The 12,343-nt window shown below is 33.4% G+C and carries 14 protein-coding genes; all 14 read left to right on the forward strand.

The window, feature by feature from the left end:
* Positions 1-322 precede the first annotated feature (322 nt).
* Positions 323-1,444, forward strand: a complete 1,122-nt coding sequence (locus tag HMPREF1548_RS02390) for a hypothetical protein (RefSeq protein ID WP_035320755.1) — start codon at positions 323-325, stop codon at positions 1,442-1,444.
* Between the two features lie 242 nt (positions 1,445-1,686).
* On the forward strand, positions 1,687-2,403 hold the full coding sequence (locus tag HMPREF1548_RS02395; protein WP_021634105.1) for a LytR/AlgR family response regulator transcription factor: 717 nt from the start codon (positions 1,687-1,689) through the stop codon (positions 2,401-2,403).
* On the forward strand, positions 2,400-3,704 hold the full coding sequence (locus HMPREF1548_RS02400) for an ATP-binding protein (protein WP_021634106.1): 1,305 nt from the start codon (positions 2,400-2,402) through the stop codon (positions 3,702-3,704). The genes HMPREF1548_RS02395 and HMPREF1548_RS02400 overlap by 4 nt, the downstream gene beginning before the upstream one ends.
* 12 nt (positions 3,705-3,716) lie before the next feature.
* Complete coding sequence (locus tag HMPREF1548_RS29315) at positions 3,717-3,863, forward strand: hypothetical protein (protein WP_198168603.1); 147 nt, start codon at positions 3,717-3,719, stop codon at positions 3,861-3,863.
* 342 nt (positions 3,864-4,205) lie between these two features.
* On the forward strand, positions 4,206-4,553 hold the full coding sequence (locus tag HMPREF1548_RS02405) for a lactococcin 972 family bacteriocin (RefSeq protein ID WP_035320756.1): 348 nt from the start codon (positions 4,206-4,208) through the stop codon (positions 4,551-4,553).
* Between the two features lie 128 nt (positions 4,554-4,681).
* Positions 4,682-6,718 carry a bacteriocin-associated integral membrane family protein gene (locus tag HMPREF1548_RS02410; protein ID WP_021634109.1) on the forward strand — a complete coding sequence of 679 codons (2,037 nt, stop codon included), beginning with the start codon at positions 4,682-4,684 and terminating at the stop codon, positions 6,716-6,718.
* Positions 6,715-7,452, forward strand: coding sequence for an ATP-binding cassette domain-containing protein (locus tag HMPREF1548_RS02415; RefSeq protein ID WP_021634110.1), 738 nt, complete (start codon positions 6,715-6,717; stop codon positions 7,450-7,452). Before HMPREF1548_RS02410 ends, HMPREF1548_RS02415 begins: the two co-directional genes overlap by 4 nt.
* Positions 7,453-7,651: 199 nt before the next feature.
* On the forward strand, positions 7,652-7,879 hold the full coding sequence (locus HMPREF1548_RS02420) for a hypothetical protein (RefSeq protein ID WP_021634112.1): 228 nt from the start codon (positions 7,652-7,654) through the stop codon (positions 7,877-7,879).
* A gap of 268 nt (positions 7,880-8,147) precedes the next feature.
* A complete protein-coding gene (locus tag HMPREF1548_RS02425; protein WP_021634114.1) occupies positions 8,148-8,864 on the forward strand; it encodes a LytR/AlgR family response regulator transcription factor in 717 nt (238 codons plus the stop codon).
* Complete coding sequence (locus tag HMPREF1548_RS02430; RefSeq protein WP_035320757.1) at positions 8,861-10,204, forward strand: sensor histidine kinase; 1,344 nt, start codon at positions 8,861-8,863, stop codon at positions 10,202-10,204. Before HMPREF1548_RS02425 ends, HMPREF1548_RS02430 begins: the two co-directional genes overlap by 4 nt.
* Entirely contained in the window at positions 10,197-10,349 is a 153-nt protein-coding gene (locus tag HMPREF1548_RS29320) for a hypothetical protein (protein ID WP_157065621.1), read from the forward strand. Before HMPREF1548_RS02430 ends, HMPREF1548_RS29320 begins: the two co-directional genes overlap by 8 nt.
* Positions 10,350-10,752: 403 nt before the next feature.
* The gene (locus HMPREF1548_RS02435; protein WP_021634116.1) at positions 10,753-11,364 is read left to right on the forward strand and encodes a hypothetical protein; all 612 of its coding nucleotides are present in this window, start codon (positions 10,753-10,755) and stop codon (positions 11,362-11,364) included.
* Between the two features lie 12 nt (positions 11,365-11,376).
* A complete protein-coding gene (locus tag HMPREF1548_RS30780) occupies positions 11,377-11,475 on the forward strand; it encodes a DUF2599 domain-containing protein (RefSeq protein WP_083492908.1) in 99 nt (32 codons plus the stop codon).
* Between the two features lie 62 nt (positions 11,476-11,537).
* Positions 11,538-12,209 carry a DUF6568 family protein gene (locus HMPREF1548_RS02440; protein ID WP_021634117.1) on the forward strand — a complete coding sequence of 224 codons (672 nt, stop codon included), beginning with the start codon at positions 11,538-11,540 and terminating at the stop codon, positions 12,207-12,209.
* Positions 12,210-12,343 lie beyond the last annotated feature (134 nt).

Genomic DNA, 12,343 nt, shown 5'->3' on the forward strand with positions numbered 1-12,343 from the left:
AGGAAATTTAAGCTTAATCAGCAGGCACTATTTATATTAGAAAGTTATTATTTCTACTATCTATTTTAGGTAGCAATTAATAATGTTTATTAAAAAATTATGAATCTTAATAAAATTCAGCATACTGAAGAGGGATAAGACACTGCAAGGGCTTGTGGTGGGAAGTGCCAGGAATCCGGTGGAGGAATATAATGGGAAGGCTGTACTTTTGACGGACAGAATTGGTCTTTTTGAGGCCAAAAGGACAAAAAATGGAGGTCCCTTTTATAATAAAAATGTAAAAAGCAGATACATTTGATTACGGATCGGTGGGGGAAGGAATATGAGCAAGAGGACAGGATTGGTATTAAGCGGCTGGTGTGCCGTGGCAGTGATTTCTGTAATTTTTTGTGGATGTGGCAGGAAAATGGAGGAGTATGCTTTTTGGGAAACGCAGGCCGTATCAGAGACAGGGGAAGAAGCAGAGTATATTCAGTTAAATGTTCCCAATATAGACACCAACATTAATTTTGAAAACAATCATGTATATAATCAGGGTATTGTTTATACGGAACCATTTTCCTACGTATACATGGACGGCGGAATTTACAGGATAAATGAATTAACCGCTGAAAAGAAAAAAGTATTCAGCGGGAATGCTGTGCCTAAACTGGTTTACAAAGATTATATTTATATTTTTAATTATTCCGGTGGAGGCGGGGAAAAAAATCAGGCTGGGGTCCTGAGGATTAATATTGAAGATGATTCCCTGGAACAGGTTCTGGAGTTCAGTGAAAAGGATGCTTATTTATACAGGAATATGTATGTATTCCAGGATGTATTATATTTAACGGGGATAGAGAATAAGGCATATCAAATGGATACTGATGGACTCATTGAAAAGGATATAACGGATACCTCGGAAATATATCAGTTGGAACAATTGTTGACGGAAAATGGCGATAATTATAAGTGTATTATTGATTTTGTCAATAATTATATAAATTATCCCAATCTGTTTTTCATGAAATCAAAGGACGGCAAGGGGGCTGTTCAGGAGATTTATAGCATTAATAAAAAAAGCGGGCAGGCAGGTGTCATTTTAGAAGCAGCGCAGTATCCGATGTTAACCTACAAAGGACTTGTCTTTTATGACAGTGAGAATAAAAATAATATCTATCTGCTTGATTGGAATAACGAAAGACATCTGATATATGACTCGGCGGAGAATAATGGAAGGTTTATTAATATAGGTAATTTTGATGAGGATTATGTGTATGGATTTTATAAGGATAAAAGCAATAATTCTCAGGTTTGTGTCAGGCTCCCATGGGAGGGCGGATTTGAAAAATTATTCAGTGTAAGCGGTGTTAAATCGCCTTCTGAAGTAGGGCTGAAAATATCTCCTGGATGGTTATATTATTATGATGGACAGGCGGACACTACACTCAGCAGAGGCTTGTAAAAAATTACCAAAAAATGTGAATGGAGGTACTCGGTTGAAGCTTATAAGATAGTGTATTCTTGGAGGATTTGGAGGTTTTTTACTGAATGTAACGAGAATTTTACAAAATTGGATGATAGTGAGAGTTTCCAGTCAAGTTTATGGATTTCCGACAACCATTTACACTCAAAAATAATACCATTTAAGGACATCTGGAAAAAGGGGAATAGAGGCTGTTATTATTTGTAAAAGGAGCTGATATATTGATAAATATAGCATTATTAGATGACGATGCGGAATTTCATCCGGTATTCTGCAGATACGTGGACAAATTCTTTCAGGAAAAGGGAAAGCTTTATGAACTGCGGTTATACGATGACCCGGCTGCTGCCGTATTTGATTTAAGGAACGGAAAGCATTGGGAACTTTATTTTCTGGATATTGAAATGCCGGAAACGGATGGATTTGAGCTGGCGGGTAAAATAAGGGAAGAGGTGCCGGGAGCGTATCTGATTTTTCTTACCTCCCATGAAGAACTGGCAATGGATGGATACCATTTTAAAGCATTTGCCTATATTCTTAAAAGCCTGCTTGAAAAAGAAATGAGCAGTACCTTACAGAGGTTTTGGGCGGAATATCAAGACGTCTATTGTAAAGTATACCCAATAGTAACTGATACAAGGTTTGAACGATTGGACTACGATGACATTATTTACTTTTACAAGGAGAAAAACAATACGGTATTTGTGTTAAAGGACAGGGAAGTCCATATCAGAAAATCCCTGAAGGATATTTTTGATGAATTGGCATCGGAGGAGTTTATGTTTACAGAAAGAGGGTATGTGGTAAATATCGAACATATTGTCAGGCTTGTGAAGAAAGGCCTTATAGTGAGTAATGGAGAGGAAGTTCCTATTGGCAGGACTTATGAAATGAAGGTTAAGAAAGCGATCCTACATTTTTGGAAGGACAGAATATGACGGTGCTGAGGATTGGGGAAGGAATACTTTGCATAACGGAAATAGTTGGCATTTTTTATTTTCTTTTCATGTTTTCAGAGAAGAGGGATACCAGGAAGTGGAAGGACGGCCTGCTGTACCTTTTTGTGGCGGTGGTATGTGGGCTGCTGATTTGTCAGAGAATTACAAGCGGGTTGTATTCGCGTTATTTTATGTTAACCTGTATAGGTATTTCTTCTGCTATAGCCTATTTGTTTTTTAAGATAACATTTTGGAGATGCTTTTTATTTGTGTCATTATATTTTGAAACAGTTTCTTTTTTTGATTTATTACTTGTATATGTCTGGAAGCTGGCTGTAAAAGAAAGGGACTTTGCTGAGAATATCCAACTACAAATGAGTATGGAGCGGGTTATTATTATGGCATTAAGCAGGGTCATCTTCCTAGTAATTGTGATTTGCATGGTACATAGCAGGGTCACAGTCCGAAAAGTATTTATAAAATATAAAAAGATATTTATAGTTTTTGTTTTGCTAGAGTATATCGGACTGTATTATTGTGATCAGGTATTTGTTTTTATGGATAATAGGAAAATAGATATTTATTTTGTTTTTTTTCCATTATTGCTGTTATTTGTTATGGTATGGACTATAAGTTTTATATTATATTTTGAAAAGAAAGATGAGATAGCCGCTATCCATATTAGAAGTGACATGATGGGAAAAAATTATCAGGATATGGTAATGCTTTATCAACAGCGTGGTGCTATTTTCCATGATATAAAAAATCATTTGCTGATACTTTACGCATTGATGGATGAGGAAGAATTTGATAAGGCAAGGCAGTATATTAGGAAAATACAGGAACCTATTAAGGAGCTGGATCAAAGGCGGTATACAGAAAACTGCATTATTAACAGCATTATAAATGACAAGGATAAAAAGGCAAAATTGTGTGGGGTATCTTTGAATATAAAGGTAATTGGGAATTTTATGACTACGATAGAGGATATAGACTGGTGCGCTATATTGGCAAATTTACTGGATAATGCGATAGAAGCGTGCGAAAAAGTTCCTGCAGAAGAGCGGAAGATTGAGTTTTGCCTTGTCCAAATAAATGAAATGATTATTCTGGACATATCTAACCCGTACTGCGGTACCTTAAAACTTATGGATGGTAAGCCGCATACCTTAAAGGAGGATAAACTATTGCATGGCATAGGGCTGGAAAGTGTGAAATATGCAGTGGAGAAGAATAACGGGACAATGGAGTATAGCTTTAAGGAGCATATATTTAGGGTTAATATTGTTTTGCTTCCATAGAAAGGTGGTGAGGTGATGAGAGAAGAGAGGGATTGCTTTATGATTGCAGTAGGGGATTTGTCCTATGAACTGGAATATGTGGGAATTAGTGGGGATACAGATGGGGAAGAGCGTGTTGTGACACTCAATACTCCTGATCTTTCTATTTTTTGTTGTTGATAAAATAGGATCGAAGGGCGGGCAGCGGAAACAGAGCTGCCCGCCTTTTCGTATAATCTGATACGTGTGTTTAATGCATGTAAATACAATTTTGATCCATTCGCACTCATTTTTCTGACAGTTCAGGCCATATTTAACAAAAACAAATTAAACTGGTTATAATCAGAGCATAAGGAGCACAGAGATAAATTTACAATTAGAGATAGGAGGATAGTCCAATGTACATGTAGAAAAAGTAAAATTTATTTTTTAGTCGATCATAGAAGAAAAAATTGACTAGAGAAAGTATGGAAATCCAAGCATTATAAACATACGAAACCGTACAAAAGAAAGGAGTTTTTTATGAAAGGGAAAATTGTCAAAGGATTAGCTCTTGTTGGTACTCTTGCTATGCTCATGGGCACAACCGCATTCGCATTGGATATTGAAGGTGGTACCTGGGATTATGGCTTTAAAAATCTTTATACTACAGTATATTCTAGTTATTATCATCCTACGGAAATACATGGTTCATCTGTTGATGGAGCATGGATCGATACAGATTATAATGTCGAACCTGGGTCATGGTCTTATGCTTCTGCTGACGCGGGGATCTCTGACAATCATTGTTATTACAATATTGGATGGAGAGACACAAGAGCCTTCAGGCAAAATGGGGTAAGCCTGCCTGGAGTTTCATCCCTTAAATAGGTTATAGTAAATGACTCCTTCCTGCTATTATTGAGAATTAAATCAAATAATATTTGCAGGAAGGAGTTGGTTTTTAATCCATTTATGATTAATTATCAGCAGATATGGATGGAAGGACATAAGGAAAAATGAAAAAAACACTCTATTTTATTTATAGTTTATTCCTTATATATTTTGTGTGTTTTGGCTTATTGGACTATTCGAATCTAGTAAGCCGTACAATAGAAAAAAACAAAGTTAAATATATCATCAATCAGCCTAATAGTTTAACAAATTCTGAGTTTATTAATGAACTGGAAAGGTTTGCAAAGAAACTAAATACCGACCTTTTATATGTGATTGAAGATAGTTCAGAAAAGAAATTACAAAAAAAATATTATGTGTCTACGAATACTGCTGATTTTTTAGGAATTAATAATGCAGCATCTTTGTTAAAGGAATATAAAGTTGTTACAAATAACAGGAATAATAAGAATGATCCTTTTTACTTAGCAAGACCAGGCTTTTATTATGATATTTATATTTATAATTTTGCGGATATTGTTGATTTTAACTTACGATCCGCTATGTACTATGTTGAACAAAATAAGGTGGAAGAATTTTCATTATTGTTAGAAGAAAATGAGTATTCGTTTAGCATTGTAAATGAGAGGAGTTTTTCCGTTAATTATCTAAATATCAGAACATTGGCTTTTCCATTCATATTATTATTATCAAGTATAATTTATTTCGTATTATCACAGAGGAAAGATATTGTAATAAAAAAACTAATGGGTTATAGCTTTAGAGAGATAACATTGGATTTATTAAGTAAATGTATTATAGATATGGCTCTGATTACATTTGCCATTGGGTTATTTTCCGCCTTAATGCTGAATTTTTATAGCCCCGGCTGCTTGTTTAATTATATGGCCTTTATGATTCCCAAAATTCTTCATATACTTTTTTTAACTTTATTCTGTATAATAATTCTGAATTTTATGAATGTCACTGTAGGCAGTTCCCTTTTTATAAAAAACAAATCAGATAATTACAGTGTTTTTTATATAACCTTACTTTTGAAATTCTTTTTGGTATTTATTTTTATCTCAAAGTTTTCAGTTATTATACTTGATATTGAAAACATTTACAATCTTAACAAAATAAATACTATGATCAGTAAGCAACTAGGGAGTTATGTTTCATTCCCTATAAATGCAAGCAATAATAAAATTAATTCAATAAATCAACTAGATTATAATAAGAAACTGGATATATTTTATGAAGAGACGGTTGATAAATATAATGGAATATTAATCAATACCAGAAACTATAGTAATGCAGGTTTAATGGATAATGATACTCTGGCTTCCAAATATAATCAAATTAGTATTACCGTTAATGAAAACTATCTTAAAATAAATCCAATACATGACATTAGCGGGAATTTAATTGATGGTTCTTATTTTGATAAAAGAAAACTAAATCTATTATTACCGGAGGATATGGAAAGTGAAGATGTAATCAGGAAATACATGTATTCTTTTAGCCTTTCCCGTGACGATTTTAATATTATGTATTATAAAGAGGGAGAAATTATACGCTCTTTTAACCCATATTCGGGAAGATGGGATAATGGAATAATACATGATCCCATAATTGAAATTTATAATAAAGATATCCTAAAAAATAAAATGCTGAATTATGTCTCAGGCCAATACTATTTTATTAAAATTGATTCTGATAATGCGTATAAAGAGATTAGTCCATTGCTAAAAAATTTGGGGCTGGATGGCGTAATGCTGCAAACAATAAAAGTATCGAATGTATTTGATAACAGTATCTCCAATATACGCGACAAGCTTATCCTTGACATGATAACTGGTACAATCTATTTTATTTCAATGACTGTATTAATCTTATATACATGTAAATTATTTGTTAATTTATATATCGAACACATTATGTATAAAAGAATTAACGGATACAATATTTTAATGATATATTTTAAACCATTAGGGCTGATTTTATTACAGTATGTGTTACTTTTAATACCTGCTTCGTTTATTAATCTAAATTTTAGCCTATATATCTTTTTACCATTTGAATTCCTTGTTTTCTTGTTATCGGCAATAAAAATCCAATCAAAAAAAGTAGTAAGTGTTATACGGGGAGAATATAGATGAGTGGAATAATATCATTACATAATGTGACTAAAAAGTTTGGGAAAAAAGTTGTTTTAGCTGATTATAATTTAGATATTATAGAAAGAGAGTTTATTTGTCTTACAGGTGAAAGCGGAAGCGGTAAATCTACATTACTAAATCTTATGGGCCTTTTAGAAAAACCGACTTCAGGTCAAATAAATATATGCGGTTATGTAAACCCAAAATTAAATTCACATACAGGAACCAATTTATTAAGAAATGAAATATCTTATTTATTCCAAAATTATGGCCTGATAGAAAATGAAACAGTATTATATAATCTGAAACTGGCTACCAGATTTTTGAGGCTTAAGAAAAAGGAAGAAACGCAGAAGATAAATAATATACTTGATAAACTGCACTTGCACAAGGTCCTAAATGATAAAGTATTTTGCCTGAGCGGGGGCGAACAGCAACGGGTTTCTTTAGCCAGAATCATGTTAAAACCGTCAAGGATATTATTAGCGGATGAACCAACAGGCAGTCTTGATGAAAAAAACAAAAAGATTGTAATGGATATTCTCAGCAGTTTACATGCTGCGGGTAAAACAATTGTTTTGGTTACACATGATTTGACATTAAAGGAGTATGCAACGCGGACAATTAATCTGCAGCAGAATGAGACATCAAATCATACGGTTCCTGCCGGAACGGGTGAAGAGTGGGATGTTAATGCTGTTACAGGAATTAATACTATGTTTAATGAAAAGTAAAGGATTATATAGTGAAAAAAGGTTATTAATAATTATTATTATGTTAAATTGTGTATTTATTTAGGACTGTTAAAACACTGGTTTTGTACCGGAGCAAACAGTCCCCTCCAGTTCAGCAGAAGAGGAAGAAGGAAATCGTATTATAACAGAGGATTCCCTCTCACCACAAATCATACCGGAAAAGATTGTTAGCAAGATTTTGGATGAGAAAAGCTTATTAAGGCTGCAGGAAGAACTCCAGGCAGAAACAATATATGATTGCACCTATGCAGCAAAAGGGAAAGAGTATGGAATTCCTAAGCTTGATTTTTATGACAAAAGTTTTCTTGTTTTCCTTCAGACAGAAGATAAAGGATGGGAGCTTAAAAAAGGGGATTTTATAAAAATAAGTTTTCATATGGCTAATGAATTCGTAGGCCATTTATAAAAATACGGTTGATATCGGTTTTTTCGGGAGGATGAATGAGGAAAGCATATCATAGCTGAACTTTCCATAAAAATCATTTTTAAAGTGCAGTATTTCCCTTTTGCGGTCATAATAAGGCATTTCAGGACATAATGCCCCATTTGAAAACCTTACATGATATAATAATCATCATTTGTGCATAAATGGTTTTTTGTGTTTGTCTAAGGAATCCGGGAACTAAATTCCGTCGGAGGCCTGTACCCGATTTTACATATACTGAGGATATTTAATGATTAAAATATCAATTGTTGACGATGATGAAAGCTTTACTATCCTTTTGAAAAGAAAAGTAACGGATTATTTTGAAGAAAACAAGCAGCTTTGCCAGATTGACACATTTTCAAATACTCAATTATTCTATTATGAATTAACTGAAAAACAGCATTATGATATCTGCTTTATGGATATAGAAATGCCCGGAATAAACGGAATTCAACTTGCAGAAAAGTTAAGGGAATACGACAAAAACACTTATCTTGTTTTTGTAACATCTTATTTTGAATTTGCAGCACATGGATATTCTTTAAAAGCATTTGATTTTATCCAGAAGAGTCTGCTGGATGAAAAGCTTTCTTTAGTTCTGACCGGGATTGTCCTTGAAATGAAAAGGACTGAAAACAGGTTTTACTGTACTGAAACGGATGTGCGTCTGCAGCGGATTGAGTATAAAGAAATTATCTATCTTTATAAAAGCAATAAAAATACAGTAATTGTATCTATGGAGGAAGAAATCCAGGTGCGAAAACCGCTGCAAACGGTTTTTCAAGAACTGAATTCAGAGGAGTTTATATGGGTGGAGAGAGGTTATATTATTAACCTGGAGCACATAATGGGAATGAATGGCAGGGATATCAGACTGCGGAACGGTACAGTTATACGTGCGGGAAAAGCCCGCGCGAGAACGATAAAGGAAGCGATTCATGATTATTGGAGGAATTGGATGTGATATGGCTGCAGGGGATTCAGGGCGCCTTATGTATTTTTGAAATATGTGCTTTACTTTATATTTTCAGCTTGTTTTTTGAAAGGCGGTTTTCAGGGAAGAAGCAGGGTGTACTTTTGATTATATCAATATTTGTTTTGAGCAGTATTACAATTTATCAAAGATATATTGCGGGGATGTATTCACGGTATTACCTTCTGTTAATTTCCTTATTGTCTTCTTTTCTATTAACGATATTATATAAAAATTGCTTTAAAAATATTTTAACAATTACTTTATTATATTTTGAAAACATATATTTTTGTGATTTGTTTATATTATTTTTTCTGGATAATATGCTGGCCAATACTGAATTTGTAACATATGTTCAGCAAAATGTTTCGTGGGAAAGAATTATAATATTATTAATTACACGGGTACTTACAATTGCAATATTGTTTCTTTTTTATAAATATCAGACAGATATAAAAAGAGCAGTATTCGAAAATCAAAATTATTTAGGTCTATTTACTGTTTTTGAATTTATTGCCCTTAGTTTTTGTGACAAAATATTTTTTCCATATCTGCAGGATAAAGTTAGAATTTATTTTATTTTTTTCCCAATGTTAATTTTCTCTTTTTTCGTTTTGACATTAGTTTATATTATGAACTGTGAAAAGAAAGAAATGCTTCAGATAATGTCTGAGAGAATTAATAATGCCCAAAATAGTTATCAAAACTTAGCTTTAGAATATAGAGACAGAGATCTGATATATCATGACTTGAAAAACCATTTATCTTTACTTACCAGTTTATTGGAAGCTGGTGATACAGAAAAAGCATTATTATATGCCAAAACCATAAGTGAACCGATTAAAGTGTTAGAGAGAAAACGTTGGAGCGGAAACATAATAGTTGATATTATTTTGAACGAATTTTATGCAAAGGCTAAAAGAAAAAACGTTAGTGTAAATATATTGTGTGGAAATCTTATAGATTGTGGAGTGAATGATAACGATTGGTGTACTGTTTGGCTAAACTTGCTGGATAATGCTTTAGAGGCATGTGAGAGAGTAGAGGAGGTGAAAAGATGGATTAGTGTAACAATAAAATGCAGAGAAAATATTATTTTGTTGGAAATTGATAATAGTTTTGATGGTAATTTACTGAAAAATGGCAATGGGAAATTGCTTACCGTAAAACAAGACAAATTATTGCATGGTATTGGATTGGACAGCGTTGTACGCACAATTGATAAATATGGAGGGTTTATCCAAATTAGTCAGGAAGGTAAGGTGTTTAAGGTAAATGCATCTATGATGGGTGAAAATAGTATTAGAAGAAAGAAGGGACAGAATGAATAGAGAAGAATATATGAATTATGCAGGTGATTTAGAGTATGAGATAAATAGTACCAATGAAGGGGATTGCAAAAACTGTAATAATAGTAGAGAGCCTGGAATGAGTGTAACTCTAAACACTCCGTTATTATCAATTTATTGTTGTTGATGTAAAAAAGATATTTATCCGGTATGTATACCGATAGAAAAAAAGTTTGCCAGCATATCCCACAGAGAATCGTATTCTGAAGAACACGGTTCTCTGTGGGATATGCTTATTTTATAACAGTAATTCTAAAAATAAATTTACCCGGTAGTTCTTTTTGTAGTAAAAACTTATTTTTGAGATCATTATTGTATCGTTTAGGACACAATCCGTTTTAGTGTAAAAATTTTTGTATAATAAACATATCGAAAGCAATTTATATTAGAGGTGAGATTGTTGTACAAAATAAGGTAATGTTAACAGAAAACTTTTTGAAACAGGAGGTATTTAGATGAAAGGTATAAAAATAGTTTTGATGTTGGCAGTTATGGGTATTGTTTTAGCGGGATTTTAATCACAAAATGTTATGGCTGCTCAGACAACGATGCATGTTGTTGATGGAAGTTATGCACAGATAGGATTAACATTTGAACAATCTTCAGAACAACTTTTTAAAGATACTGGATATAGTGTTAAGTACATAGATAATAGCTATGGTACAGAACAAATTGTACAGATAAGCGTCGGAGCTTCAAATGAATTTTCAGTTGTTTATAATGTCTCCGGAGGAGGAAAACTCAGTTCGGCTGCTTCGGATGGATCGGTACTAATCTATGATAATAATGAAAAACTTGTTGGCGCCGTGGCCTCTATTAGGATTGAAGATTTTTGGGGACGTGAGGTTAAGGCAACAGTAAGCACATCTGATACAAGGACCACTTATAAACTAAACTATAGTGATGTTACATTCCCATTAACCACCAGGATTCAAGTATATGGAGTGGATGATTTTAATCAACGGTTTAAATCTGGGGCATGGGGAATGAATGGAGATCTTGTATCGTTAATGCTTGTTCCCACTGCAGGATGGCATGGGTTAGGTTCATCTACTGGTGTTGTTACTTGGTCATGGAATACTGTAAAAAATAGGTTCTCAAATGATTATAGGTGGACAAATGAACAGGGATTATCAGAATAATTTCAGTGTCATGTGTTAGGAGCTTCCCTTAAAGATTCATGGAATCTGGAACCATCAAGGCCATGTGTTGGTATTGTAGAAACAATAAGAAAAGAATGTAATCCAGAATAAGAGTTCAGGCAGGTTTGAAAGCTATAAGTATCAGACTTGCCTTTACTTCATTGGAGGTATGTATGAGTTCACGAGGTTTTCAGTTAAAGAAACAGAAAATTTATTTTGCTGTGACAATAGTTTTCCTGATATCAGAGATTTTTATCACAGGTCATATAATTAATTATGAAGCTTTTTTTCGTGATAAATATGTTATTGCGGGGAAAATGCCGTCATACGTTTATCTGGGGCTGCAGTACTCTTTATTTGTCTTATGTATTCTTTTAGTATTATTGATAATTGGAATATTTTTGAGAGGTAAGCTGCCGGTTTATTCTTGGGTAATTTTTAGTGCGGTTTGTTTATTGGTTAGCATTTACAGTATTTTGACAGCGGTTAGATCCTATAATTTTATGGAAAGATATGAACCTGAAGGTACGATTATGCAGGGAACAACACTTGAGGATCTGAGCCTGATATATGACTCCCACGAATCTATTGCTATCTATTTTAAAAAAGATGATTGTCCGGCATGTATTTCAATAGAAGGAGGTTTAGCAAGTTACTTCAGGGAGAATAATGTTAACTGTGTTTGTTATAGTACAACTATGGATAAAGAGTTAAGACCGGATTATTTATATGAACAATTAATGAAGTATGGGATACAGTCGGTTCCGTCGATCGTATTCCTGAAAAATGGCAAAGTCACAGAAAAATGGGAGTATGAAGATATTGAAAAAAGATTGTACCATTAATATCTATTTGCGAATTAAGACTTTAATACGGAGTTTAAAACAATGATTGCAGGAAAATAGGGCGGCAGCACTGGGAATTATAGTGCTGCCGCCCTAATAAATATTTACCATGAAATTCAGTTACCAACAAGAAT

The sequence above is a fragment of the Clostridium sp. KLE 1755 genome (assembly GCF_000466465.2).
In the GTDB taxonomy this organism is placed as follows: Bacteria; Bacillota; Clostridia; order Lachnospirales; family Lachnospiraceae; genus Eisenbergiella; species Eisenbergiella porci.